This window comes from Flagellimonas sp. MMG031, from assembly GCF_040112705.1.
GTDB lineage: Bacteria > Bacteroidota > Bacteroidia > Flavobacteriales > Flavobacteriaceae > Flagellimonas.
In genome coordinates, this window is sequence record NZ_CP157804.1 from 2,864,504 (window position 1) to 2,890,028 (window position 25,525).

Genomic DNA, 25,525 nt, shown 5'->3' on the forward strand with positions numbered 1-25,525 from the left:
TTATCGAAACATGAAAAAAATATTTACCGGATTGTTATTCATATCTGTTTTGGGAACCCTTTATGCCCAACGCTACTCTGGACCTATTATCGATATGCACGTGCATGCTTACAATCAAGAACTTGGAGGCATGATGTTTGGTATGGACCACCCCAATCCACTCAAAAACGAAAGGTACAAAGGAGTAAAAACGCCAGAAGAGCAGAAAACGGAGACCTTTAAAAAAATGGACGAACACAACATTGTGTTGGCGCTCACCTCCGATGGTCAATTATGGAAAGCCGAAAATCCTGAACGCATATTGGTAAGCGGACGAAATATGCCATTGGACCAATTAAAAGAGATGGCGTTAAAAGGAGAATTGGCGGCCATTGGCGAACTCAATCCATTTTATGGTGGGATTACTGCGGATGACACTTCACAAAAACCTTTTTTTGACCTTGCTGAGGAATTGGGGATCCCAGTAGGATTTCATGTAATGCCCGGCGGACCTCCTGGCGGACTTTATCATTTGGGAATGGATCTAATCCGGGTAAAGAATGCCAACCCCAAACAACTAGAGAAAGTTTTGGTGAGTCACCCCAATCTTAAAGTGTACGTTATGCATGGTGGGTGGCCATATTTGGAAGATATGAAGGCCATGCTTTATATGCATCCGCAATTGTATTTGGATGTGGCCGCGATTGACTGGGTGCTGCCCCAGGCAGAGTTCCATAACTTTATTAAAGGATTGGTAGATGCAGGTTTCGGGAAAAGGATTATGTTCGGAACTGACCAAATGGTTTGGCCCGAGACTATAGATATTGCCGTGGAGGCCATCAACTCCGCTGATTTTTTGACCTTGGAACAGAAAGAGGATATATTCTATGATAATGCTGCAAATTTTCTAGGACTATCAGCATCTATGACCTATAAACACAAACAAAAGTAACTATTAAACCCTCCTTCAACAATTACAAAAAATACCAAAAATGAAAAAACTCCTATTACTATTGCTGTTTGCCATTATGGGCAGCTGTTCCCAACCCGTAACGTATGATATGGTTTTTGAAAATGTCCATTTATTCGATGGTTACAAGGATATGGGAAGGGTACATATTGGCATCAACAAAGACACCATTGCTGCGATTACCTCCGAAAAAATATCGGGTGACTCCATTATAAATGGAGCCGGTAAATTTATTGTTCCAGGTTTGGTCAACGCCCATGTTCACGCCTCCGAATTGGAGCATTTACAGCAAGGGTATGAACATGGCATACTGACTCTGCTCAATATGCATACGGGACTCGAAGACAGGGAGAGCGACTGGAAAGAAATGACCCGTGATTCCGTCGGTTTTTCTTCCTTGTATGGCGCTGGGCATGCCGCCACGGTTCCCAATGGCCATCCTACACAGTTCAGTCCCGGTATGGAAACCATAAACGATTCCGTGTCCATTAAAATATGGGTCGACAACCGTATTCAAAATGGGGTCGATTATATCAAGGTGATTCATGAAAACCGCAGTTTTATGGGCAATCCCGCGCAACCAACATTGGATTACCCACAAATCAAGGAAATCATTGACTATGCACACGAAAAGGGATATAAAGTGGTTGTCCATGCCACTACGGTAGAAGGAATGCTGGAGATTGCTGCGTTTAAACCCGATGGTTTTGTACATATGGTGGACTATAAGGATGAATTGCCGATTGATGACTCCTACTATCAAACTATACAACAAAGCGGTGCCTTTATTGTCCCCACTGGCGGAATATCCCTAAAATCCATGGATGGTCTTCCCCCATTTATGATCGAGTGGGTCAACGCCAACCTCCTGAACGCAACGGAAAGGGCAGCCATTATAAAAAAATATCACGAAAACAACATTTTACTAGTAGCTGGTACCGATGCGCAAGAGGGTCAGATGGATTTTGGCAAAGATTACTTTTTGGAGTTAGACCTGTACCAAATGGCGGGGCTATCAAACACCGAAATACTTAAAACCGCAACCGGAAACGCCGCGAAAGCGTTCAATTTGCCCATAGGCGAATTATTCGTGGGTAGTAAAGCCACTTTTGTTGTATTGAACGACAGCCCTTTGGAAGACATCGCAAATCTTCAAAACATTGGCGAAGTGTGGAAAAATGGCAAAAGGGAATAAGACTTACTACGACATAAAAACTGTATTTGCCTCGTAAAAGGCAATGTGAAAGCATGGTTTTATCCCAGGGAACCTAGCACCTATCAATCTAACTTCGATAAAAATCAGAAGCCCGATTTACAAATGTAAACCGGGCTTCATTTGGGTAAATCAATAGCCAAAACAGTAGGTAAAACTATCGATTTGGGACTTCTAATTCCAGCCGCCGCCCAAGGCGCGGTACATATTTACCTGGGCCAACAACTGGTCTCTTTTGGTCTCAACCAATTCCATTCGGGATTCCAAAGCCTCACGCTGTGCCAAAAGCACTTCAATGTATTCCACCCTTGCGGATTGGAACAATCGTGTAGAGAGGTCTATGGATTCCGTTAGGGCCTGTACTTGACCATCCTTTAATTCATAGCTCTTTTTTAAGTTATCGATATTGGACAACTGGTTGGCCACCTCGATATAGGCATTCAAAATGGCCTTTTCATATTCAAAAACAGCTTGCAACTGTCGGTCGGTCGCACTTTTGTACTGAGCCTTTATTGCATTTCTGTTGATCAAAGGCGCTACCATATCACCAATGGCCGAATATAGAACGGATTCCGGAGTAGTGGTCAGGTATTTCGTATCAAAGGCTTCCAGCCCTAGACCTGCCTTTATCGTAAACTGCGGATAAAAATTGGCCTTTGCCGCCTTGGTGTCCAATTTGGCGGCTGCCAGTTCATATTCGGCTTTACGGATATCGGGACGATTTTGCAACAATTGCGATGGTATTCCGGCATACATGGTATCGATAGGTGCATCAATAAAACTATCGGAGGCCCTATTGATATGTTGAGGGGTACGTCCGATCAAAAAGTTCAATCGGTTCTCCACTTCCACGATCTGCTGTTGGATTTCATACTTATGGCTTTGGTTTTTCATTACCTCAGCTTGGAAGCGCTTCACTGCCAACTCCGTAGCACGGGCGGCTTGCTTTTGCAATTTCACCATACGAAGGGCATTCTGCTGTATCTCCAGGTTTTGGTCTATCATGACCATTTGGTTGTCCAATGCCATTAATTCATAATATGAATCGGCAATTTCCGCGACCAAGTTGGTCACCATAAAGTTTTTGCCCTCTACGCTGGAAAGGTATTCGTATACGGCGGCCTTCTTCTCATTGCGCAACTTCTTCCATACATCGAGCTCCCATGTAGCGAACGCCCCGACCCCATAATTGGTCAGGGGTTCGGGGAACTCTTCGCCTTCCTTTACCTCTAGGTTTTTTTCAACGGCGCCATTTCGGGTGTACTCACCTACTTTGTCGACCTCAGCTCCCGCCTGGATGTTCACAAAGGGTAAATACTCCCCTTTTTTGGCTTGAATCCTATTTTGGGCCATATCCACTCGTTGCAACATAATGTTCAACTCTTGGTTTTTGACCAAGGCAGTATCGATCAAGGCAATGAGATTGGGGTCTTTAAAAAACTCCTTCCATTCCACCAAACCAGTATTTAAGGTATCGGTTGATTGGTTTTGATAGTTTTTTGGAACTGCTACGTCCTCATCCCTGATTTCTCTTGTGGGCACACAGGAATAAAGGACAATCATTCCTATCATTCCAATTAAAAGTGTTTTTCTATGATTCATCCTGATTGCCTTTTTTATTCTTGTTTCCATTTTTTGCAGTCGTCATTTTTTTCAAACGTTGATTCATCAAGCGCAGGCGGGCCTTCAATTTGAACACCGTGTCATTTCGATGGAAAAACTCCTCCGACATCGGTTCGTCATGCTGATCCTTGATCAAACTTTTTCCATCAGCCATTTTTGCAAATACGTAATACAGACCAGGAATCAATAGGACCCCGAAAATGGTTCCTACAATCATGCCCCCCATCGCCGAACCGCCAATGGTCTTATTTCCAATGGCACCGGCACCTGTGGCTATTACCAATGGAATCAAGCCTGCGATAAAGGCAAAGGATGTCATCAAAATAGGTCGGAAACGTTGTCTGGCTCCTTCTATGGCCGCATCCCGAATGCTGGAACCTTCGCGACGTTTTTGAACGGCAAACTCTACAATCAAAACAGCATTTTTACCCAGCAGCCCCACCAGCATGATAATTCCGATCTGGGCATACACATCGTTGGCGAGCCCCATGGCCTTCAAAAGGAAAAAAGAGCCGAAAATACCAACTGGAAGTGATAAAATCACCGCCAAGGGCAGCAAGAAGCTCTCATATTGCGCGGCGAGCACCAAGTACACGAAGATGAGTACCACTATAAAGATATAGAGTGATTCATTTCCGCGCTGCGCTTCATCGTAGCTAAGCCCTTCCCAGGCAATGTCGTAGCCCCTTGGCAGGGTTTGTTCTGCAACCTCCTCTATGGCTTTTATGGCGTCGCCACTTGTAAAACCTGAAGCTGGCAAACCTCGAATGGCAGCCGAGTTGTATAGATTATATCGGGTAATCTCGTTGGGGCCCAATCTTTTTTCCATGCTCATAAACGCAGAATAGGGCACCATTTCCCCTTCTTCGTTCTTGACAAAGAGTTTTTCCAAATCGGATGGCATACTGCGATATTCAGGAGCAGCTTGGGTATACACCTTAAAGAAACGCCCAAAACGGATAAACCCTTGCTCGTAGGTACTACCAATAAGAATGTTCAGGTTTTCCATGGCCTTTCCTATGGAAACTCCTTTTTGCATCGCCGCTTTATTATTGATTTTTAACTCGTACTGCGGATAATTGGCAGCATAGAACGTAAACAAACCTGCGAGTTCTTTGCGTTCACGCAAGGCATCCATAAAATCATTGTTGATTCTTTCAAACTCATGATAATCTGTACCATCAGTCTTGTCCAACAAACGCATGGCAAAACCACCTGATGAACCAAAACCGGGTACGGCTGGCGGTTCAAAGTATTCGATGACCGCTCCTAGGTCTTTGGTTTCCTCCTCCAATTCTTCCATGATCTCATGAACGGAATGTTCCCGCTGTGACCATGGCTTTAAGTTGATGAGACAGGTACCAGCGTTGGAGCCCCGCCCTTCGGTCATGATTTCATATCCCGCCAAAGATGAAACAGATTCCACACCTTCGGTTTCCTCGCAAATGGCCTGGAGCTTTCTAGCCACATCGTTGGTCCGTTCCAACGTGGCACCGGGAGGCGTCTGGATGATCGCATAGATCATTCCTTGGTCCTCATTGGGAATGAATCCTGCAGGAAGTGTCTGATTGGTAAAGAATATTCCGGCACAGAAAACGATCAACACACCAAATGTGACCACCCTTCGATTCACAATCTTGCTCAATACACCGATATATCTTCCTGTGAGTTTTTCAAACTTGCGATTGAACCAATCAATAAATCGGTTTATGGGTGATTTTCTTCTCGGCTTTCCATGGTTGTTCTTCAACATCATGGCACATAATACCGGTGTAAGGGTAAGTGCCACCAATGCTGAAATTATTATGGAACCGGCCATGGTGATGGAAAACTGTCGATAGAATACCCCAACTGGGCCCGTCATAAAGGAAATGGGAATGAATACGGACACCATTACCATGGTAATGGCAATAATGGCTCCCCCAATTTCTCCCAACACCTCATAAGATGCTTTGTAGGCTGTCAAATTTTCCTTTTCCATCTTCATATGGACGGCCTCTACCACCACAATGGCATCATCCACCACAATACCGATGGCCAACACCAGGGCAAATAGGGTAATCAGGTTAATGGACAGTCCGAAGAGCTGCATTACAAAGAAAGCTCCAATGAGTGATACCGGTACCGCAATGATCGGAATCAAAGTCGAACGCCAATCGCCCAAGAACAGGAATACCACCACTGCAACAAGGATAAATGCATCTCGTAGGGTATGTAGCACTTGTTCTATAGAAGCATCCAAGAAATTGGACACATCATAGCTTATCTTATAATCGATTCCTGGGGGCATTTCCTCCTCAAGCTCCACGAGCTTTTCCTTTACGGCATCGATAACATCACTACCATTACTACCAAAGGTCTGTTTTAGCACTATGGAAGCGGATGGATCGCCATCCAAGTTGGAATAAATATCAAAGAACTCACTTCCGAGTTCTACATCGGCAACATCACCAAGTTTCAGCATCTCACCCTCATCATTGGCTTTAATAATGATGTCCTTGTACTGTTCAGGCTCATTGTATCGGTCTTGATATACCAATACATACTCAAGTGACTGTGCACGTTTCCCCGAGCTACGCCCCAAGCGACCTGGACGGGCCAAAATACTCTGCTCTTCCATGGCCGTGAGGATTTCTTCGGCGGAAACGTCATATGCCCTCATTCTATCGGGTTTCAACCAAACGCGCATGGCAAACTTGCGGCTACCCAGAATTTGGGCACTGGCGATACCATTGATTCGCTGTATTTCGGGAATAATTTTGGTATATGCATAATTGTACAGGAACTTTTCATCATTGTTCTTGGCGTCACTGTACAGGTTCACATACATCAACATACTGGGCTGTACCGGGGTAATGATCACCCCTTCACGCTGCACCAACTCCGGCAGCAACGGCATTACTTGGTCGACCCGTGTTTTTACTCTTACTACTGCTTGGTTGGGGTCGGTGCCCGGTTCAAAAATCACCCTAAGCGTTCCCTCACCCGCACTTGTGGCATCGGAAGCGATGTACCGCATACCCTGTACTCCGTTAATGGACGTTTCTAGGGGAATAAGGGTTGATTTTACAAGAACATCGGCGCTAGAACCCGGATAGGCAATAAATATATTGACCGTGGTGGGGGCGATTTGTGGGAACTGCGAAATAGGCAGTTGTTTTATGGCCAACAGTCCCGTAAACACGATTATGACCGAAATCACAATGGCCAATACCGGCCTGTGTATAAATTTTTTAAACATTGCTTATGATTATGGGATTGTTACTCAGCATACAACTCTAGGTGTGACAATACGGATTCGGGTTTTTCGAATTCGTAATGAATCTTTTCCCCGTTCCGAACCATTCGGATACCTTCCAATAGTACCTTGTCGTTCAAGGAGAGTCCCTTTTCAACAACAAAAAGATGAGGCAATTCAGCACCGATTTCGATTTCCCTTTGCTGAACGGTATCGTTTTCATCGATCACAAAGACAAATTTTTTGTCCAATACTTCAAAAGTGGCCTTTTGGGGAATCAGCATAGCTTCCTTTAACGGAACCTTCATTAAAATACTCCCTGTTTCTCCATGTCTCAAAATCCCATCAGGATTGGGGAAAGTGGCCCTAAAAGCAATATTTCCGGTTTCGTGGTTGAATTCCCCTTCTATGGTTTCCACTACCCCGGACTGATTGAACTTTTTATTGTTGGCCATCAAAAGCTCCACTTCCTGCTTTTCATTCTTTTTGGTTGTGGTTATGTAATCCAAATACTCTGCTTCGGGCACATTGAAATAGACCCACATTTTGGAATTGTCAGAGAGTTTGGTCAGCAGCTCTCCTTCATCCAAAAGACTTCCCTCCCTAACTTCGAGATGGTCCATTATGCCATCGAAAGGGGCCCGGATGTCTGTAAAGCCCAAATGGGTTTCCGCCAGACTAACCTCTGCTTTGGCCCTATCCAATTCTGCTTTGGCCATGGCCAGCTCATTGGCCGAAACAACGTTCCCGTCTGCCAGTAATTTGGTGTTTTTATATTCAATTTCAGCGACTTCGGCTTCCGCTTTAGCCTTTTGTAGGTCGGCTTGGTACACATTGGGCATAATGTGGAACATTTGTTGTCCCTTTTTTACATGTTGCCCTTCGTCCACATAAATATGTTGTAAATACCCTTTTTCCAAAGCCCTAAGTTCAATATGGCGAACGGAATGGATTTGGCAGACATAATCCTTGGTGATAGACGTGTCCATTTGGATTGGACTTGATACGAGATACTTGGTCTCTTCCTTGTTTTCGTGTTTTTTGGATTCGCAGCTCGCATAGCACAACACTACAAACAAGCCGATGAAGATAGAAAATCTCCTCATAGTTTTACTGGTTTAAAAAATGTTTTGAAAAGGTCAAGGGAAGTCCGAATCCACATAAAGGGACCTACCCTTGGTTATTGATTTTTACCCAAAGGGTTGCTGGTTGCAAAGCACAAGTAAGGCCTTGCCGGCTGTGAATTCTAAATTCGGAATACTTGGAACCTCACATGCTTCTTTATGGATGAAGCTGACTTGGGCCTAGATAACCCATAGTTGGTGTTGGATTCCAAAAAGAGTTGCCCCCAAGAGGCGGCAAATTCATGAGCGGCAAAGGACTTGCCATATTTTATAGAAAAACCGTGGGAAGCTACTTCTTCTTCGCGTTCTTCCTGTTCCTCAACATCTATTTCGGTGCAGTACCTTTTTTCCAATCCCAGTTCAAGGGAGTGAAGTGTTTCAGAGGAATGTTGGTTTTCTAAAGTCTGAAGATAGCAGGCATCCTCCGCAGGGATATTCTCTTGCGAATCTGCATATAAATTGACGAATCCACTTACTAATAGGACAACAAGTGGAAACAAATATTTTATGAATGCTTTTTTCATTTCGAGGAGCAAAGCTATGTTACCTGAACTTCCCGAACAAATGGTTGTTGTTAATTATGGTTAAAATCGATTTATTGGTGATTTTTTTTGATGAAAAATTCCTAAAGACTGCTGAAAAATCAAATAAATATAAAATTGACTTGTCGAAAATTACCCAAATTGGCACAAAAGCATTAAAACTCTATCTTCGTTGTACCTGAAAAACAAAGGCTTCCATATGCGTTACCGTTACCTTGTTCCCGTAATTGCACTTGTTCTCTGCTTGGTTTCATGCAAGGATTCCAAGAACAAAAAAGAAGTGGACACCTTTGGTGCGGACACCTTTCATACATATTCCATAAATGGAAATTATAACATTGATGTCCCCAATTTTATGACGGGAACCACAGGATTGAATGAAGAAGCCTCTTTGCAGTTCCAAAGCCTCATCAAGGAAGCATATCTTTTGGTGATTGATGAGCCAAAAGCTGATTTTGAAGAGGTTTATCGCGATTTGGGACAATATGATGATTCGCTCTCTGTCATACAAAATTACAGGGATGCCCGGCTACAAATTTTATCGCGTACCACCCAAATCATCCATAAATCCGCCAATACATCACGATTGATTCATGGCCTGAACGCAGAATCCGTGGAGCTCGATGCCAAGGTGAATGGGATGGACAACGAGATTTCCTATTTCTTGACCTTTATTAATGGTGGGGAAAAGGTGTATATGGTGATGGGATGGACTTTGAAGGAAAGAAAAAAAGAACATAAAAAAACCTTTAAAACGATTGCCGAATCTTTTCGATTGATAGACTAGCTAACCGCTTTAAAGGTCTGTATGGACAAAGAGATGGTTTACTTGCTCAGATACATTTTTCTTCTTGCGTACAAATTGTAAAACTCATCATCCTTTAAACTATCAATGAACAGAATGCTTTCTCCTGTACTCTTCATTTCAGGTCCCAGATTCTTGTTTACGTTCGGGAACTTATTAAAAGAGAATACCGGCTGTTTTATGGCATAACCTTCCAATTGCGGGTTAAAGGTAAAGTCCTTCACTTTTTTCTCGCCCAACATTACCTTGGTCGCATAATTTACGTAAGGCTCTTTGTAGGCCTTCGCAATAAAGGGAACTGTACGTGATGCCCTTGGGTTGGCCTCGATAATGTACACAATATCGTCCTTCACAGCGAACTGAATGTTGATCAAGCCCACCGTATTGAGTGCCAAGGCAATCTTTTTGGTATGATCCTTTATCTGCTGCAACACAAACTCACCCAAATTGAAGGGAGGCAAGGTAGCATTGGAGTCGCCCGAGTGGATTCCACAGGGCTCAATGTGCTCCATGATCCCAATGATGTACACATCCTCACCATCACAGATGGCATCTGCCTCAGCTTCAATGGCACCATCCAAGTAGTGGTCCAAAAGCAATTTATTGTTCGGTATTTTGCGCAACAAGTCCACCACATGGGCTTCCAGCTCTTCCTTGTTAATCACAATTTTCATCCCCTGACCTCCCAATACGTAGGATGGTCGCACCAACAACGGGAATTTCAATTCTTCCGCCAAATCCAGGGCTTCGTCGGCTGTTTCTGCGACCCCAAATTTTGGGTAGGGAATGCCATTATCCTTCAGCAAGGTGGAGAAACTCCCCCTATCCTCCGCCAAATCCAGCGATTGGAAACTTGTTCCGATGATGTTGATACCGTACTTGTCCAGTTTCTCGGCAAGCTTCAGCGCGGTCTGTCCGCCCAACTGCACAATGACACCCTCTGGTTTTTCATGAAGGATGATATCGTAAATATGTTCCCAGAAAACAGGTTCAAAGTATAATTTATCCGCCGTATCAAAGTCTGTAGAAACGGTTTCTGGGTTACAATTAATCATAATGGTCTCGTAACCGCATTCAGCAGCCGCCAAAACCCCGTGCACACAGCAGTAATCGAACTCGATTCCTTGTCCGATTCGGTTGGGCCCAGAACCGAGCACCACCACCTTTTTCTTATCGGTCACCTGGCTGTCGTTGGCCACGTAGCGCTCTCCGCTTGGCGTTTCGATTTCTTCCTCAAATGTGGAATAGTAGTACGGTGTAACCGCCTTGAACTCAGCGGCACAGGTATCCACCAATTTATACACACGGTTAATGTTCAAATCCATTCGTTTGCTATGCACTTCGCTCTCCCAACAATCCAACATGTGGGCAATCTGTCTGTCCGCAAAACCTTTTTGTTTCGCTTCCAACAATAATGCTTTTGGCAAGCTTTCTATGGTATATTTTGAAATTTCCATCTCCAAGAAGTGCAGTTCCTCGTATTGTTTTAGGAACCACATATCTATTTTGGTGATTTCGTGGATGCGTTTTAAGGGTATTCCAAGTTGAATGGCATCATAGATAACAAATACCCTGTCCCAACTGGGCACGCGCAATTTCTCGATGATGGTTTCATAATCCTTGTAGCCTTTGCCATCGGCACCCAGACCGTTTCGTTTGATTTCGAGCGACTGTGTGGCTTTGTGCAGCGCCTCTTGGAACGAACGCCCAATTCCCATTACTTCACCCACAGACTTCATCTGAAGCCCCAAAGTCCTGTCGGAACCTTCGAACTTATCGAAGTTCCAACGTGGTATTTTAACGATTACGTAATCCAATGTCGGCTCGAACAAGGCCGAAGTGGACTGTGTGATTTGGTTGTCCAATTCGTCCAGCGTATACCCTATCGCCAGTTTGGCCGCAATTTTTGCAATCGGGTATCCCGTTGCCTTGGAAGCCAAAGCGGAAGATCGGGAAACCCTCGGGTTGATCTCGATGGCGATAATGTCCTCTTTTTCGTCAGGACTTACGGCGAACTGTACATTACATCCTCCGGCGAAGTCCCCTATACTGCGCATCATGTGGATGGCCATATCCCGCATGCGCTGGAACGTCCTATCCGAGAGGGTCATTGCAGGCGCCACGGTGATGGAATCCCCGGTGTGGATACCCATGGGGTCCATATTTTCGATGGTACAGATAATGACCACATTGTCGTTCTTGTCGCGTAGGAGCTCCAGCTCATATTCTTTCCAGCCCATCAAAGCCTTATCGATCATCACTTCGTGAATCGGTGATACCTCCAAGCCGTGGCTCAACATATCATCAAAATGCTCTGGATCATAAACGATACCGGCCCCTGCGCCTCCCAACGTAAAAGAAGCCCGGATTACCAAAGGAAAACCGAATTCCTGGGCAATCTCTTTTCCTTTTAGGAAGGATGTTGCGGACGCCTGTGGCGGCATTCCAATTCCAATTTTTAACATCAACTCCCTAAACTTTTCACGGTCTTCGGTAATGTTGATGGCATCAATATCCACCCCTATAATTTCCACGCCAAAATCTTCCCAAATACCCTTTTCATCAGCTTCGATACAAAGGTTCAATGCAGTTTGCCCGCCCATGGTTGGCAATACCGCATCAATATTTGGGTGTTTTTTTAGTATTTCTATGATAGATTTTGTGGTCAACGGTTTTAGGTACACGTGGTCCGCCATGGCCGGATCGGTCATGATGGTAGCGGGATTGCTATTGATCAAAATGGTTTCAATCCCATCTTCCCGAAGGGAACGAAGGGCCTGGGAACCAGAATAGTCGAACTCACATGCCTGGCCGATGATGATAGGACCAGAACCAATAATCAAAATGGAATTTAAATCTTTTCTTTTGGGCATTTTCTATAGGGGTTTCTCGGTTATCTGCTTATATGTCAAAAAAAAGGTGTTACCTAGAAAAGTAACACCTTTAATTTAAATAATAAATACTATCATTATTTTTTATGTCTTGGCTCAGAGGAAACAGTTAATCTCTTTCTTCCTTTGGCTCTTCTTCTCGCAAGAACTTTTCTACCATTGGCAGTCGCCATGCGCTCCCTAAAACCATGCTTGTTTCTTCTCTTCCTTTTGGATGGTTGATACGTTCTTTTCATTTCCGAACTGTTTTATGGATTTGTTGATGGGAAGCTTTCTCCCCTAAAAATTCTGGGCGCAAATATACGAAGACTTTTTACTTTGGCAAGTCCAAACCTAAAATATTTAATTTAGTTTTTAGTACTTTTGCGGGCACTTAACTAAAGGTAAAAATCACCAGACTGTATGTTCAATAAAAATATAAAGCTCGTCATTGCCATCCTTATCATCGCTTATGCCGTTTACCAGTTTATAGAGGGTAATATTGGCAACGGAATCGCACTGATTTTGCTATCCCTCGTATTCATTTTTCTATACTTCCGAAATGAGTTCATCCTTTTGGCCTTTCTTAAAATGAGGAAGCAGGACTTGGAGGGCACACAACAATGGTTGGCCAAGATCAAGAATCCACAGGCTGCCCTGATCAAAAAACAACAGGGTTACTACAACTATCTACACGGGATTATTTACTCACAAAAAAACCTGACCCAAGCCGAAAAGTACTTTAAAAAGGCCCTGAAGCTGGGATTGACCATGGACTATGACGTGGCCATGGCCAAATTGAGCTTAGCGGGCATTGCCATGCAAAAGCGCAGAAAACGTGAGGCCACCACTTTGTTGCAGGAAGCCAAGAAGTTGGATAAAAACAACATGCTTACGGAGCAAATCAAAATGATGCAGCAGCAGATGAAGAAGATTTAGATGAATTTTTTCTTGCCACCAGCTGCAAACATATCGACTTTAAAAGGTTATCTCCATTTTATCCAACCTATTTGATATGAAAGCCAATGAAGTACTTAAAGATTGTATTTTCTGCAAAAATGAACTGAAGGATTCTTTAGAAACTAACAACAGGCAGAAGATTAGGATAAATTGGATTACCTGTTTAACCTTATTAAGAATGGTTGGACATGTTCTTGACAAGGTTGATAAAAAGAACTATCCTGATCACCAAGATATTTTTTCTACTCTATGGTGCGAAAAAAAAGTTGATCAGATTTTTATAAAGTTCATTGATGAGGAGAGAAATGATGCTTTAAAGGAATATAAGTTTTTATTTGAACCAGATACCTATCAAGTTGAAACAGATAATGAAATTCTATTTCAAGACGGAGCCCCATTACTAGATCAATCAGGAGAAAGAATGGCGTTTATGGACAAAAGAAAAACGGTACATTTCGCCTCAAAAACGAATCAAGTTGAACAAAAAAGACTTGACTTATGGATACAAGAAGCAATTGATTGGTGGACTGAATACTTGGAGGAATTGAAATCTAGATTAAATGAACCTCAAAATCCTTAATCCAATCAATATATCCTTTTAGTAGTCATCTGTTTTTCCAACCCGCTGACGTTCTTTTACGGTTTGGTTAGCTAAAATTCATGAGTCAAAATTAAGCCCAATTTGGTATCCCTACATTTATGTAGCTTTACATTTTGATTTCTTATGTACTACCCACTTTGCCTCAATGGGGTCGATATCTACCCCTTATTCGGTGATTTACTAAAAGGAAAGCCGTACATCTTTGATTTTTCGTCCAACAACCCAAAAACACTAGAGTACCCACTCACGGATTTCCATCAGTTCAACCAAATGGTTTTTGATGAATTAAAGAATGCATCCCGAAGCTGGGGCATTGGCAGGTATTTGGAAGAACGGAAAAGTCTGTTGCGGTCCTACCCTAACATTATTGAGGAACAACGGTATTATCATCTGGGTCTGGACATCATTGTACCCTACAACACTCCCATGTTTGCCCCTTTGGAAGCCGAAGTATACAAAACTGCAAAAGAAACTACCCTGGGCAATTACGGAGGTTATATCATTCTAAAACATGAGATGAATGGAGTAGTTTTTTATTCGTTGTATGGACACTTAAAGACACCTCACTTGGTCCATGTTGGGGACAAAATAAAGGCCGGTCAAAAGTTTGCTCACATAGGAGAAGAAAGTGATAGCGGCGGCTGGTTTTGCCACGTTCATCTTCAAGTGCTCACACAAGAGGCCATGGATGCGGGATATTCCGACTGGGGGTATATTTCGCCAGTGTTACTGCCAAAGGTAGAAACCTATTTCCCTTCGCCTTATTTTCTATTTAAATACTAAGCCGAAACTATTTTCCAGTACTCCCTACTCGATAATATCCTTTGTTCGGTATTTCGATAGTATATTTTTTACGGGAAGCATTGTTCAAATGCGGTTCGCGCAACCAAGGGTTATGTCGCTTCAAAACCTTGTAGTTGATTTCGTATAGCTCCGCGAAATCGGCCCAATTGGTTACCGCAGTATCTACTTCAACGGTAAAGGTGGGAACTTTGGTGTACATATCGTCTTCTTCCAACTGGAAACCATACTTATCACGATTGGATAAAATCTCCTTAATTGCCAAAATACGGAACACATAACGGCCGGTCTCTTGTCCCAATAACAAATCATAGTAATCGTTCACCTGTTGGATGTCCATATATTTTTGGATACCGGCAGGACCTGCATTATAGGCCGCAGCGGTCAACGTCCAGCTACCGAAACGGTCTTTCCATTTATTAAGGTAATCACATGCCACTTGGGTCGCTTTTTCAATATGGTAGCGCTCATCCACGTTATCGTTTACTTCCAAACCATATTCGCGGCCAGTTCCTTTCATGATTTGCCAAAAACCAGTGGCGCCTGCAGGGGAAACCACATTTTCAAGGCCACTTTCGGCAACCGCCAGATACTTAAAGTCATCCGGGATGCCATTCTTTTTAAGAATGGGCTCCATGATCGGAAAGTATTTATTGGCACGCTTCATCAATAAGAGGGCGTTCGACTGCCAATAGGTATTCACCAAAAATTCACGGTCAACACGCTCCATGATCTCAGGGTCGTCTTGGGGAACCGGCTCACCTGCGAAATTCAGATCCTTTGGTATTTCTATGGCGCTGATTTGGTAGGTATCCGCCACATTCTTATCCGTGGTTTCGGGTTCGGTTACCGTTTTTACGGGTTGTTCTTCCATTGCATTCGACTGAACGGCAAAAATCAAGGTGCTTACCACAGCTATCAATCCGATAAATGCCAATATATTTTTAAGATATTTCATGTCTTCCCTTTTAAATTGTTACGTAAAGATACTATTATAAAGACGAATTTATTCCAAAATAATTGTGGGGAGGTGCTCATTAAACCATTTGGCCCTGTGAATGATCATGGTATGGGTGCCATTTTTAACGGAAATACAATCGTTGATGTTGGAAATGGGAAAAACAGCATCCTTTTCGCCCTGAATATGAACCACATGATCAGGTGGGACTTCTTGGTCCCAATTCACGATTTGATCGATGGACCAATCGATATAATACTTGTCCCGAATGGAGAGGTATTTTTCGTAAAGGTGCAATCGCTTGGTCACTGTTTCCCCAAAGGCATATTTGGCCAATAGTTCCACATTGTTCACCAGGCCCGTTGGCAACAGCTTGTGTACTTTGGTGTACTTGGCAAACAGCATTCTTTTGGGCAGTTCGTGCTTGCTCTTAACGGATGAGACCACAATCACTTTGCGTGTCGACCTGATTTTGGCCATTTCCTGTACCAACATGCCCCCGAAGGAAACGCCCAGCAACACTGGATTGGGCTCCTTAATTTTATCGCACATGTGCTCCGCATATTCCCTTAAGTTCATCCCCTTTTCGGGTACAAACCATTCCAAGGTATGCGTTACAAATTGGTCGTCTGGCAGTTTGATATTTTCAAAAATGGAAGGGTTGGCTGCCATTCCCGGCATGAGATAGATATGGATTTTATCATCGGACATATGGCACCAAATATCGATAAGGACTAGGAAATTAACAATATTTTGACTAATTTTGTATCCCTTTTGCAGCCAACCCCGCTTATGTAATAGATATTTATAATTCAGGGGGAATGGAAATGCCTTTTTCGGGTAGTTCCGCCAAGTCATTAAAAAAACAAGTACTATATGACAACAATGGAAATCACTGACAATAGTTTCTTGCGTCAATTTGAAACTAAGGTCAATGGGCATTTAGCCAAAATTGAGTACTCTTCACAAGAGCGTAAAGTATTTTTGACCAAGCTGGTTATTCCGGAAGAAATTACACAAGAGGGCTTTAAAGAGGATTTCATCAAAGCGGTTTTGAACGAAATTCAAGAGAACAACCTAAGAGTTGTACCTACAAGCCCCCAAATTGCTGGATTTTTGAGAAAAAACAGGCAATACAAGGAAATGCTACCAGTTGGTATCCGTATTTGATCTAACCATCTTCGGAAAAATGTAAACCTCCTCTACCGGGAGGTTTTTTTATGCTGTGATGGCATCGGAAACAAACTCAAAACGCACCAGTCCGTCCGTATCGATATCCGTTAGCTCCACTTGGTGCAGCGTATTCACCAAAGAAGGGTCCCAAGGCGCCTTTACCTTAACATAGTTCTCGGTAAACCCATGAATATAGCCTTTTTTGTTTTCCCCTTCGAACAATACCGTTCGAACGCTTCCCAGTTGACTCTCGTAAAAGGCCCTGCGCTTTTTGGCCGATAATCCCCTTAACATTTTGCTGCGCTTGTTGCGTACCTTTTTGGGGACCACATCTTCCATTTCGGCAGCTACGGTATTGTCCCTTTCCGAGTAAGTGAACACATGAAGATAAGAAATGTCCAATTCGTTCAAAAAGTGATAGGTTTCCAAAAAGTGCTCGTCCGTTTCCCCGGGAAAGCCAACAATCACATCTACGCCAATACAGGCATGTGGCATTGTTGATTTGATGCGATTCACCCTATCCACATACAGATTGGACAAATACCGACGTCGCATCTTTTTTAAGATATCATCGCTCCCACTCTGCAAGGGCACATGAAAATGGGGCACAAAGGAATTGCTTTGCGCTACAAAATCGATGTTCTCGTTTTTGAGCAAATTGGGTTCGATGGAAGAAATTCGGAGACGGTGAATCCCATCGATGGTATCCAAAGCCTTCACCAAATCCAAAAAGGTATGCTCGTGCTTTTTATTGCCAAACTCACCTTTCCCGTAGTCACCGATATTCACCCCTGTCAGCACAATCTCCTTAATGTCTTGTGAAGCAATTTCCTTGGCATTTTTCAGTACGTTCTGCAAGGTGTCACTTCGTGAAATCCCTCGCGCCAAAGGAATGGTACAATAGGTACACTTGTAATCACAACCATCCTGGACCTTCAAAAAGGCACGGGTACGATCTCCGATGGCGTAACTGCCTACATAAAAATCAGCCTCCTCGATTTCACAGGAGTGTACCTCTCCCCTATCATTTTTGGTAAGGTCGTTCAGGTAATCGGTGATTTTGAACTTCTCCGTGGCACCTAATACCAAATCAACGCCATCCACAGCCGCCAATTCCTCTGGTTTTAGTTGCGCATAGCAACCTACTGCCGCTACAAAGGCTTCGGGATTGGCTTTTTGGGCCTGCTTTACAATGGTCTTGAATCGCTTATCGGCATTTTCCGTTACCGAACAGGTATTGATCACATACACATCAGCTGCTTCCGAAAAGTCCACACGCTCAAACTCCTCCTTTTCAAAACCTCTCGCAATGGTGGAAGTTTCAGAGAAATTGAGCTTGCAGCCCAGCGTGTAAAATGCAACCTTTTTGTTCATAAGCCTGCCTAGCGTTTTAGGGGCGCAAAGATAGTGATTTGTTGGGAGTTATCGCAACTGTTGAAAGACTAGGGTTTCGGGTTTCGGGTTTCGGGTTTTGAGTTTTGAGTTTTGGGTTTTGGGTTTTGGGTTTTGGTTTAAAGTTTTGGGTTTCATGTTAGGAATTCAACCGTCATACCCGGTAACATGGTATTTCAAAATTTAGAGATTAGGGCATGGGGTTCTAAAATGCACTGTCTGTTGCCCATTGCCCGCTTCATTTACAACATCTTTTGATTAACTTGCCTGTACATACCAACCTCAACAACCTAGCCATGAAAAGACTTGCTTTATTAGCCCTGACTCTTCTGATTTTCATCAACCCATTGCCCGCACAGGATTACCAACCCACAGCAGCCAATTTGGAAAACAGGGAATGGTTTCAGGATGCAAAGTTTGGCATGTTCATCCATTGGGGAGTATATTCTGTTTTGGGCGTACATGAATGGGTCATGGAAACCCAATCCATAGACAAGGCAACTTATGAAAAACTTCCTGCTTTCTTTAATCCAACCGAGTTTGATGCCGAAGCTTGGGTACTTTTGGCCAAATCCGCCGGGATGAAATACATCACCATTACCACCAAGCACCATGATGGTTTTGCGATGTTCGACAGTAGCATATCGGACTGGGACATCGTGGACCGAACCGTTTACAAAAAAGACATCATCAAACAAATGGCCGAAGCCTGCCGCAAACATGGCCTCAAACTATTCTTATACTATTCCCAATTGGATTGGCACCACAACGATTACTACCCTCGGGGCGACACCGGAAAAAAAGCGGGCAGGCCCGATAATGGCAATTGGGAGGCCTATTTGGACTACATGAATGGCCAACTCACCGAACTACTCACCAATTATGGGGATATTGGCGGCATTTGGTTTGATGGCTGGTGGGACAAAAAGGAAGCCGATTGGCAAATCCGGAAAACCTACGACCTCATCCACCAACTACAACCACAGGCCATGATCGGGAGCAACCACCACCAAGCTCCAAACGAGGGGGAAGATTTTCAAATGTTTGAAAAAGACTTGCCCGGCGAAAACAATGGCGGCTTCAGTGGCGATTCCAAAGTGGGGTCCCTTCCTTTGGAAACCGCCGAAACCATGGCCCATCGTTGGGGTTTTTCCCTTCAGGACAAGGCCTATAAATCCACCAAAGAGCTCATTCAGTATTTGGTGAAAGCTGCGGGTTACAACTCCAATTTTCTGTTGAATGTTGGACCTATGCCCAATGGCAAGATACAACCGGAATTTATCGAAACCCTTGAAGCCATTGGTGAGTGGACCAATAGCTATGGCCCCACCATTTACGGAACGCGCGGGGGTCCAATCCCACCGCAGAGTTGGGGTGTATCCACACAAAGAGACAACAAGGTGTATCTCCACATTATGGATTGGAAAACCGACAATTTCTTTTTTCCTACCATGGAAGGTAAGATTACTTCGGTGACCGATTTCCAAACGAAGAAAAGCTTAAAGTACCAGACCAACACCTACGGCACCTTAGTGGCACTGCCCAAGGAACGTGACCCTGACCAAGCTGATTTTGTGCTCGAAGTAAGCCTGAAATAGTGCAAAAAATAAATGCATGACCAACCCATAAATTAACAAAACATAAATCCGTTGAAACGAAGATTTATATTAAATTAGCTGACATTCAGAAGCATGCGATGGCATAACCCCGCCAATTTTTAAATACGCCTTACTGAAATGAAAAGGGTTGTTAAGTATGTTTTACTAATCATTGGTATACTCCTAATCATCGGAGTTATCCAATTTCTTGTCATTAGAAAATTAGACCGCAATTTCGAAGATTCCCAAGAAATCGGTGTAAAAATCATTAATCAAAAACCACTGAAACTGCCTTCCATGTTTTTGGACAGTGCACGATTTATGGTGAAATTGCCTTTGCAAGCCAAGGAGGACACTCTTCTGGCGTATTGCGATACTGGAGGAGGCATAAGCATGTTAATGCCATCCCGACAAGACCGTCCAGAAATTGCCCCATATGTAAAGAAGGGATTAGTCAAAGGATTAATGCCAATGAGTTATGTAATATTCAATGACATGGTAAACATTGAAAAGTTTCCCTCACCCTCGCCTATTCCAAATTTCATTCTAAGAAAGCCTCTTGCCCGTGTTCAGGAATCATATCTGGTCATACCGCCCTTAACTGACGATCTTCAGCAAAAAATAGATAAAATGCCGATGTTGGATGCTTTTTTGGGACAGGGCTTTTTTATGGGGCGAGCATGGACTTTTGACTATCCTAAACAAGAAGTATGGGTCAACACTCCAATAAAATCAACGGATAGCAAGAAACCTAATGTGCTTTCGTTAGGGTTTAAGAAAAACACCCATGGAGTTGCTGTGTATGGGCACCCTAGGATGCAGATTGAAATTGAGGGTGAGGAGATTGAAGTATTGTTCGATACTGGAGCCAGTTTTGTGTTATCCGATAAAGGGAAGGAGTACTTCAATACTGAAAAAAACACCTTGGCAGGATCTTTTATTGCTGCCAGTATTTTTGATCAATGGAGAACTGATCATCCCGATTGGAAATACTATCCCGAATCAGATGGAAGCCAAGGAATCATTGAGGTCCCCGTGGTAAAAATTGCGGGCCAAGAAGTAGGCCCCGTGTTATTTTCCAGGCGACCAGATCATGTTTGGTCCGAAATGATGGCCCAATCCATGGACAAAGTCGTAAAAGGTGCCATTGGTGGGTCCTTGCTCAAGCATTTTAAGGTTAAGGTGGATTACAATTCAGAGCTCATTCAATTTCAAAAATATAACGACTCCACCTTGGTTGACAGGTTATAATCCATTTGGCCAGATATTCGTGGTTAAGCGTTGATTTAAAATCGTTATCTTAAACCGATTTTAAATCAACTCTATGAAACTTCGACTATTCCTGATCGGCCTTGTCCTAATGGCGGGCTATTCCTGTAAAACAGAACACACTTCCTCCTTGGCCGACTACCAAGGCGAGGAAAACTATTCCGTAATCATTAGCGAGACCAAGGTCGGCTATATGAAAGTCAACACCCTTGGCGATACCATTCAAATTGATTATGATTACAAGAACAACGGCCGTGGTCCGACCATGAAGGAGATCATTGTGCTCAATGCCGAAGGCTATCCGAAAAGCTGGAAAGTCACAGGAAATACCACCTTTGGCAATGCCGTGGACGAGCAGTTTACCCAATCAGACGGCGAAGCCTCTTGGACCGATGCCACAGGTTCTGGAAGTGCCGCCTTGGATGCGTCACAGCTCTACGTAAACCAATTTGGCAGTCCGTATTCCGCAGTATTGTCCGCACGCATGCTCATGGACGCCCCGAACAATACCCTGCCCGTTTTGCCTGCAGGGAACCTAACGCTGACCAAAATGGAGGATTTGACCGTGCCCCATGCCTCCGGCGAAGGGGAATTGGCCCTGACCACCTATGCGCTTTCCGGTGCGGAGATGAACCCCACCTATTTCATCATGGATGATAGCGACCGTTTTTTTGCGTTTATCTCACCTCGCTACATTGTAATTCGTGATGGCTACGAGCCCGAAGAAAAAGAACTGCGTCAATTGGCCGAAAACTATTCCGCCGAGCGTTATGAAAAACTGCAAAAGGAATACGCCCACAACTACGATAAAAAAGTACGTATTGCCAATGTAAAGGTGTTCGACCCCAAAACGCTATCCCTTACCGAGCCCGTTTCCGTGGTAGTGGAAGGTGAAAAGATTTCCGCTATCGATGCGGCTGATGCCACTGGCGACAACGAAGTGGTGATTCAGGGGAACGGAGGCACTTTGGTGCCCGGACTTTACGAAATGCACGCCCATACCGGCGACAACGGTGCGTTGCTGAACGTTTTGGCGGGAGTGACCTCGTTCCGTGATATGGGGAACAATACCGAAGTGCTCAGCAACCTCATCGAAAAAATCAATTCCGGTGTGTTGGCAGGACCCCGCGTAACCCGACTCGGGTTTATCGAAGGGAAAAGTCCGTACAGTAGCAACAACGGTATTCTGGTGGAAACCCAAGAAGAAGCCCTGGCCGCTGTGGACACCTATGATAGCCTTGGGTTTTACGGCATCAAACTATACAACAGCATGAACGGCGATTGGGCCCCGGCCATCGTGAAAAAAGCACACGACCAAGGCCTGTTCGTTACGGGACACGTGCCCGCGTTCTCCAACGCCAATGCCATGCTACGCGCTGGGTACGACGAAATGACCCACATTAACCAAACCATGCTCGGCTGGGTATTGGAGCCCGAAGAGGACACCCGGACCCTATTGCGCCTCACCGCCATGAAACGCTTTCCCGAACTTGATCTCAACAGCGACAAAGTGCAGGAAACCATGGACCTTTTTGTAGCCAACGAAACGGCCATGGACCCTACCCTGGCCATTCATGAGCGCCTGATGCTCTCCCGCAACGGAGAAGTTACGCCCGGTGCCTTGGATTATGTGGACAATATGCCGCCGAACGAGCAGCGTAGCCTTAAGGTGGCACTGGCCCAAATTGCCGATGCCGAGGAGGACAAGGCCTATCGTGAAGCCTATGATAAAATCGTGGAAACCTTGAGAATGATGAAGGACAAAGGGATTCTGATCGTAGCGGGAACCGATTTGGGCGGCGCCTTTAACCTGCACCGCGAACTGGAACTGTACACCGAACAATTAGGATACACACCGGCCGAAGTACTCAAACTGGCCAGTTACGATATGGCGCAGTACTTGGGCCACGAAAACTTGGGCAGCATTGAACCCGGAAAGTGGGCCGATTTCTTTTTGGTGCCCGGCAACCCGGTGGACAGCATCAAGGCTATAAAGACCATATCCTTGGTATCGCGCGGAGGAACCTTTTACTACCCCAGCGAAGTCTATCCTGCCTTTGGCATTACCCCTTTTACGGACAAACCTGAGGTAAGCGAATAAAATCCGTAGGTCGGATAACATCAAAAACCAGTAGTTTTCGCTACTGGTTTTTTAATTCTATTCCTATAGGTAATTCGTCATCCATTGATGTGATCCATAAAACCTAGCATAAATTAAATGTGGGCAACAGCACAAAAATGATGGTCACTTCTCAAAATCCCATTTGTTACTTGTAAACTAATTAGTTAACTTTGTGCTGTGGCAAGAAGAATTATAGCTTACAAAAAACTACTTCTTGGACTTTTACAAATCGCAGGAACCCAAGGTACAGGAAAAGATAGAATTTGTTCTTGACTTGGTTCGATTTGAAAAACAAGTCCCAAAAAAGTTTTTCAAATCACTGGAAAACAGTGATGGTATATATGAAATTCGGGTTATCACCACGTTCAAGAGCATTCGGATTTTTTGCTTTTTCGATGATGGAAACGTAGTCGTGCTCACCAATTGTCTTGTGAAGAAAACCCAAAAGACACCAAGAAAGGACATCAAACTTGCCGAACGATTGAAAAAAGAATACATAAAAAATAAGATAGGCTAATATGGAAAACTTAACTGATTTTGAAGACATACTTATTCAAAAATACGGAAAAAAGGGAACTGAAAAGCGCGACAAATATGATGCGGAAGCTCTTGCTTTCCGACTGGGGGCAATGCTCAAGGAAGCACGAAAAGAAGCTAACCTGACCCAAGAAGAGCTTGCGGAAAGGACTGGGACAAAAAAAAGTTACATATCACGAATTGAGCGCGGTTTGAGCGATATCCAAGTTTCAACCTATTACAAATTGATAGAACTTGGACTAGGAAAAAATCTGAACATCTCAATTCAATAAACAAGTACCGCACCCACCCTTTTATGGACAAACCCTAGGAAAACGAATAACAACTAAAGAGGCGGTCTGAAAAGCTTTTATCTGTCAGTTCGAGCGCCCGCCTGCGGAAGGCAGGCGTTCAACCTGACAAAGTTCAAAGATGATTGCCTTTTAGACAGCCTTTTTTCATCACCAAAATCGAATGATATGGAACCCTACCAACTGCCCAAAAACACCCGAATAGGTCATGTGCACCTAAAGGTGGCAGACCTGCAACGCGCCTTGGACTTTTACCACAAGCTTTTAGGTTTTGAAATTATTACCACCATGGGCGACCAAGCTGCCTTTATTTCAGCCGGGGGCTACCACCACCATATTGGCCTAAACACTTGGCAGAGCAAAAACGGGCCACCACCACCGCCCAATAGCACGGGACTGTTCCATACGGCCATCCTATACCCCACCCGTAAGGACTTGGCGCAGATCTTACAACGTTTACGGGAGGCCGACTACCCTTTGACGGGAGCGGCGGACCATGGTGTCTCCGAAGCGCTGTACTTGGACGACCCCGACGGCAATGGTGTGGAACTCTACTGGGACCGCCCCCGAGAGGACTGGCCACAAGAACCCGATGGAAGCATTCAAATGTACACCAGACCCCTCGACCTCCATGACCTGTTGGCGGAGTTGAATGGCTAGAACAAATACAGTTCCCAATTACTGCAATTACACCCAACCCACTTGAAGACAATGGGTTGTGTTGATAATTACTGGAAATTAGTTTTTTAAACATCAAGAACTTGTAATATTTTTCTTCTAATTTTAGAATTTACTGATATATATATCAATTTAAATAATTGATTTCCTGTAAGGTTGTAAATACTATTTTTAAAAATGATAAAACAGAATCCATTCTCACTTTACGATTTTCTTGGTTATTTCATTCCTGGCGCTACTCTGATTTATCTTTATCTATTTTTTTCTTCCCAAAATTCTTCAAATTATGAAATGAAATTAATTGAGTTTTTCCGAGATGACAATATAAAGTTAGAGGGTTTCTTTTTCTTTGTAATCATTAGCTATGCTGTCGGACATTTAAACAATTACTTATCTTCAGTTATAGTAGAAAAATACGCAAATTGGATTTATGACTATCCCTCGAAATATCTTTTAAAGATTCAGAAATCATTTAGTTACAAAACCATAACTGCAAAGCGAATCTTAATATTAATATCGATTCTTCCAGTTTCAGTTTTGGATTTGGTATTTGGTCATTTTTTAAAGTTTAAAACGCTTTATGCACAACCTTTAGACGATTTCTTGGTGTTTTGTGTTAAAACAAAAAGCGTCAAAATATTAAACAGAATAGTTCCGCATAATGATACACACGAAATATCAAAAGAAATAGGTGACTACGATTTTTTCAGAGTTTTACAGCATTATGCGTTTGAAAAAACAAACAATCATCAAAGCAAATTAATTATGTAGTTCTTTATGGA

Annotated in this window: 23 protein-coding genes; 14 read left to right on the forward strand and 9 right to left on the reverse strand. The window is 43.7% G+C overall.

Annotation, left to right across the window (positions count from 1 at the left end):
• Positions 1 to 10 precede the first annotated feature (10 nt).
• Entirely contained in the window at positions 11 to 931 is a 921-nt protein-coding gene (locus tag ABNE31_RS13045) for an amidohydrolase family protein (RefSeq protein ID WP_349351447.1), read from the forward strand.
• Positions 932 to 971: 40 nt separating this feature from the next.
• Complete coding sequence (locus tag ABNE31_RS13050; RefSeq protein ID WP_349351448.1) at positions 972 to 2,144, forward strand: amidohydrolase family protein; 1,173 nt, start codon at positions 972 to 974, stop codon at positions 2,142 to 2,144.
• A gap of 192 nt (positions 2,145 to 2,336) precedes the next feature.
• Here ABNE31_RS13050 and ABNE31_RS13055 read toward each other — a convergent pair whose 3' ends face one another.
• The 4 genes from ABNE31_RS13055 to ABNE31_RS13070 all read right to left on the reverse strand — a co-directional run bounded on the left by ABNE31_RS13055 (position 2,337) and on the right by ABNE31_RS13070 (position 8,671).
• On the reverse strand, positions 2,337 to 3,764 hold the full coding sequence (locus ABNE31_RS13055; protein ID WP_349351449.1) for an efflux transporter outer membrane subunit: 1,428 nt from the start codon (positions 3,762 to 3,764) through the stop codon (positions 2,337 to 2,339).
• Positions 3,754 to 7,026: an efflux RND transporter permease subunit gene (locus ABNE31_RS13060; protein ID WP_349351450.1), complete on the reverse strand. Its 3,273-nt coding sequence runs from the start codon at positions 7,024 to 7,026 to the stop codon at positions 3,754 to 3,756. Before ABNE31_RS13060 ends, ABNE31_RS13055 begins: the two co-directional genes overlap by 11 nt.
• A 20-nt stretch (positions 7,027 to 7,046) precedes the next feature.
• Complete coding sequence (locus ABNE31_RS13065; RefSeq protein WP_306013171.1) at positions 7,047 to 8,129, reverse strand: efflux RND transporter periplasmic adaptor subunit; 1,083 nt, start codon at positions 8,127 to 8,129, stop codon at positions 7,047 to 7,049.
• A 140-nt stretch (positions 8,130 to 8,269) separates the two neighbouring features.
• The gene (locus ABNE31_RS13070) at positions 8,270 to 8,671 is read right to left on the reverse strand and encodes a hypothetical protein (RefSeq protein ID WP_179383999.1); all 402 of its coding nucleotides are present in this window, start codon (positions 8,669 to 8,671) and stop codon (positions 8,270 to 8,272) included.
• Between the two features lie 217 nt (positions 8,672 to 8,888).
• Here ABNE31_RS13070 and ABNE31_RS13075 point away from each other — a divergent pair, with 217 nt between their 5' ends.
• Complete coding sequence (locus ABNE31_RS13075; protein WP_349351451.1) at positions 8,889 to 9,476, forward strand: hypothetical protein; 588 nt, start codon at positions 8,889 to 8,891, stop codon at positions 9,474 to 9,476.
• A gap of 38 nt (positions 9,477 to 9,514) precedes the next feature.
• Here ABNE31_RS13075 and carB read toward each other — a convergent pair whose 3' ends face one another.
• Entirely contained in the window at positions 9,515 to 12,367 is a 2,853-nt protein-coding gene (gene carB / locus ABNE31_RS13080; protein ID WP_293282220.1) for a carbamoyl-phosphate synthase large subunit, read from the reverse strand.
• 95 nt (positions 12,368 to 12,462) lie between these two features.
• A complete protein-coding gene (gene rpmH / locus ABNE31_RS13085) occupies positions 12,463 to 12,621 on the reverse strand; it encodes a 50S ribosomal protein L34 (protein WP_072882462.1) in 159 nt (52 codons plus the stop codon).
• A gap of 166 nt (positions 12,622 to 12,787) precedes the next feature.
• On the opposite strand from rpmH, the gene ABNE31_RS13090 reads away from it, so the two are divergent.
• The 3 genes from ABNE31_RS13090 (at position 12,788) to ABNE31_RS13100 (ending at position 14,708) form a co-directional block, all read left to right on the forward strand.
• Positions 12,788 to 13,303, forward strand: coding sequence for a DUF2892 domain-containing protein (locus tag ABNE31_RS13090; protein WP_349351452.1), 516 nt, complete (start codon positions 12,788 to 12,790; stop codon positions 13,301 to 13,303).
• Between the two features lie 76 nt (positions 13,304 to 13,379).
• Positions 13,380 to 13,904, forward strand: a complete 525-nt coding sequence (locus ABNE31_RS13095; protein ID WP_349351453.1) for a hypothetical protein — start codon at positions 13,380 to 13,382, stop codon at positions 13,902 to 13,904.
• Positions 13,905 to 14,048: 144 nt separating this feature from the next.
• Complete coding sequence (locus ABNE31_RS13100; RefSeq protein WP_349351454.1) at positions 14,049 to 14,708, forward strand: peptidoglycan DD-metalloendopeptidase family protein; 660 nt, start codon at positions 14,049 to 14,051, stop codon at positions 14,706 to 14,708.
• A 7-nt stretch (positions 14,709 to 14,715) separates the two neighbouring features.
• On the opposite strand, the gene ABNE31_RS13105 is transcribed toward ABNE31_RS13100, so the two are convergent.
• Both ABNE31_RS13105 and ABNE31_RS13110 read right to left on the reverse strand, forming a co-directional pair.
• Positions 14,716 to 15,684, reverse strand: coding sequence for a lytic transglycosylase domain-containing protein (locus tag ABNE31_RS13105; protein ID WP_349351455.1), 969 nt, complete (start codon positions 15,682 to 15,684; stop codon positions 14,716 to 14,718).
• Positions 15,685 to 15,732: 48 nt separating this feature from the next.
• Complete coding sequence (locus ABNE31_RS13110) at positions 15,733 to 16,395, reverse strand: alpha/beta hydrolase (protein WP_349351456.1); 663 nt, start codon at positions 16,393 to 16,395, stop codon at positions 15,733 to 15,735.
• Positions 16,396 to 16,560: 165 nt separating this feature from the next.
• Here ABNE31_RS13110 and ABNE31_RS13115 point away from each other — a divergent pair, with 165 nt between their 5' ends.
• Positions 16,561 to 16,854 (forward strand): GNAT family N-acetyltransferase, encoded by a 294-nt coding sequence (locus tag ABNE31_RS13115; RefSeq protein WP_179384006.1) that lies wholly within the window; start codon positions 16,561 to 16,563, stop codon positions 16,852 to 16,854.
• Positions 16,855 to 16,902: 48 nt separating this feature from the next.
• Here the strand turns inward: ABNE31_RS13115 and mtaB are convergent, their stop codons facing one another.
• Positions 16,903 to 18,231: a tRNA (N(6)-L-threonylcarbamoyladenosine(37)-C(2))-methylthiotransferase MtaB gene (gene mtaB / locus ABNE31_RS13120; protein WP_349351457.1), complete on the reverse strand. Its 1,329-nt coding sequence runs from the start codon at positions 18,229 to 18,231 to the stop codon at positions 16,903 to 16,905.
• Between the two features lie 314 nt (positions 18,232 to 18,545).
• Here mtaB and ABNE31_RS13125 point away from each other — a divergent pair, with 314 nt between their 5' ends.
• The 7 genes from ABNE31_RS13125 (at position 18,546) to ABNE31_RS13155 (ending at position 25,514) form a co-directional block, all read left to right on the forward strand.
• Positions 18,546 to 19,847 carry an alpha-L-fucosidase gene (locus ABNE31_RS13125; protein WP_349351458.1) on the forward strand — a complete coding sequence of 434 codons (1,302 nt, stop codon included), beginning with the start codon at positions 18,546 to 18,548 and terminating at the stop codon, positions 19,845 to 19,847.
• 297 nt (positions 19,848 to 20,144) lie between these two features.
• Positions 20,145 to 21,098 (forward strand): hypothetical protein, encoded by a 954-nt coding sequence (locus ABNE31_RS13130; RefSeq protein WP_349351459.1) that lies wholly within the window; start codon positions 20,145 to 20,147, stop codon positions 21,096 to 21,098.
• Positions 21,099 to 21,171: 73 nt separating this feature from the next.
• Positions 21,172 to 23,217 carry an amidohydrolase family protein gene (locus ABNE31_RS13135; protein WP_349351460.1) on the forward strand — a complete coding sequence of 682 codons (2,046 nt, stop codon included), beginning with the start codon at positions 21,172 to 21,174 and terminating at the stop codon, positions 23,215 to 23,217.
• Positions 23,218 to 23,452: 235 nt separating this feature from the next.
• A complete protein-coding gene (locus tag ABNE31_RS13140; protein ID WP_349351461.1) occupies positions 23,453 to 23,755 on the forward strand; it encodes a type II toxin-antitoxin system RelE/ParE family toxin in 303 nt (100 codons plus the stop codon).
• A 1-nt stretch (position 23,756) separates the two neighbouring features.
• The gene (locus tag ABNE31_RS13145; RefSeq protein ID WP_349351462.1) at positions 23,757 to 24,047 is read left to right on the forward strand and encodes a helix-turn-helix transcriptional regulator; all 291 of its coding nucleotides are present in this window, start codon (positions 23,757 to 23,759) and stop codon (positions 24,045 to 24,047) included.
• A 186-nt stretch (positions 24,048 to 24,233) separates the two neighbouring features.
• A complete protein-coding gene (locus ABNE31_RS13150) occupies positions 24,234 to 24,725 on the forward strand; it encodes a VOC family protein (protein ID WP_349351463.1) in 492 nt (163 codons plus the stop codon).
• 195 nt (positions 24,726 to 24,920) lie between these two features.
• A complete protein-coding gene (locus ABNE31_RS13155; protein ID WP_349351464.1) occupies positions 24,921 to 25,514 on the forward strand; it encodes a hypothetical protein in 594 nt (197 codons plus the stop codon).
• Positions 25,515 to 25,525 lie beyond the last annotated feature (11 nt).

What these genes read in the sequence shown, in the direction of transcription:
- ABNE31_RS13045 (WP_349351447.1), top strand. Translation starts at nt 11, where the DNA reads ATGAAAAAAATATTTACCGGATTGTTATTCATATCTGTTTTGGGAACC.
- ABNE31_RS13050 (WP_349351448.1), top strand. Translation starts at nt 972, where the DNA reads ATGAAAAAACTCCTATTACTATTGCTGTTTGCCATTATGGGCAGCTGT.
- ABNE31_RS13055 (WP_349351449.1), bottom strand. Translation starts at nt 3,764, where the DNA reads ATGAATCATAGAAAAACACTTTTAATTGGAATGATAGGAATGATTGTC.
- ABNE31_RS13060 (WP_349351450.1), bottom strand. Translation starts at nt 7,026, where the DNA reads ATGTTTAAAAAATTTATACACAGGCCGGTATTGGCCATTGTGATTTCG.
- ABNE31_RS13065 (WP_306013171.1), bottom strand. Translation starts at nt 8,129, where the DNA reads ATGAGGAGATTTTCTATCTTCATCGGCTTGTTTGTAGTGTTGTGCTAT.
- ABNE31_RS13070 (WP_179383999.1), bottom strand. Translation starts at nt 8,671, where the DNA reads ATGAAAAAAGCATTCATAAAATATTTGTTTCCACTTGTTGTCCTATTA.
- ABNE31_RS13075 (WP_349351451.1), top strand. Translation starts at nt 8,889, where the DNA reads ATGCGTTACCGTTACCTTGTTCCCGTAATTGCACTTGTTCTCTGCTTG.
- carB (WP_293282220.1), bottom strand. Translation starts at nt 12,367, where the DNA reads ATGCCCAAAAGAAAAGATTTAAATTCCATTTTGATTATTGGTTCTGGT.
- rpmH (WP_072882462.1), bottom strand. Translation starts at nt 12,621, where the DNA reads ATGAAAAGAACGTATCAACCATCCAAAAGGAAGAGAAGAAACAAGCAT.
- ABNE31_RS13090 (WP_349351452.1), top strand. Translation starts at nt 12,788, where the DNA reads ATGTTCAATAAAAATATAAAGCTCGTCATTGCCATCCTTATCATCGCT.
- ABNE31_RS13095 (WP_349351453.1), top strand. Translation starts at nt 13,380, where the DNA reads ATGAAAGCCAATGAAGTACTTAAAGATTGTATTTTCTGCAAAAATGAA.
- ABNE31_RS13100 (WP_349351454.1), top strand. Translation starts at nt 14,049, where the DNA reads ATGTACTACCCACTTTGCCTCAATGGGGTCGATATCTACCCCTTATTC.
- ABNE31_RS13105 (WP_349351455.1), bottom strand. Translation starts at nt 15,684, where the DNA reads ATGAAATATCTTAAAAATATATTGGCATTTATCGGATTGATAGCTGTG.
- ABNE31_RS13110 (WP_349351456.1), bottom strand. Translation starts at nt 16,395, where the DNA reads ATGTCCGATGATAAAATCCATATCTATCTCATGCCGGGAATGGCAGCC.
- ABNE31_RS13115 (WP_179384006.1), top strand. Translation starts at nt 16,561, where the DNA reads ATGACAACAATGGAAATCACTGACAATAGTTTCTTGCGTCAATTTGAA.
- mtaB (WP_349351457.1), bottom strand. Translation starts at nt 18,231, where the DNA reads ATGAACAAAAAGGTTGCATTTTACACGCTGGGCTGCAAGCTCAATTTC.
- ABNE31_RS13125 (WP_349351458.1), top strand. Translation starts at nt 18,546, where the DNA reads ATGAAAAGACTTGCTTTATTAGCCCTGACTCTTCTGATTTTCATCAAC.
- ABNE31_RS13130 (WP_349351459.1), top strand. Translation starts at nt 20,145, where the DNA reads ATGTTTTTGGACAGTGCACGATTTATGGTGAAATTGCCTTTGCAAGCC.
- ABNE31_RS13135 (WP_349351460.1), top strand. Translation starts at nt 21,172, where the DNA reads ATGAAACTTCGACTATTCCTGATCGGCCTTGTCCTAATGGCGGGCTAT.
- ABNE31_RS13145 (WP_349351462.1), top strand. Translation starts at nt 23,757, where the DNA reads ATGGAAAACTTAACTGATTTTGAAGACATACTTATTCAAAAATACGGA.
- ABNE31_RS13150 (WP_349351463.1), top strand. Translation starts at nt 24,234, where the DNA reads ATGGAACCCTACCAACTGCCCAAAAACACCCGAATAGGTCATGTGCAC.
- ABNE31_RS13155 (WP_349351464.1), top strand. Translation starts at nt 24,921, where the DNA reads ATGATAAAACAGAATCCATTCTCACTTTACGATTTTCTTGGTTATTTC.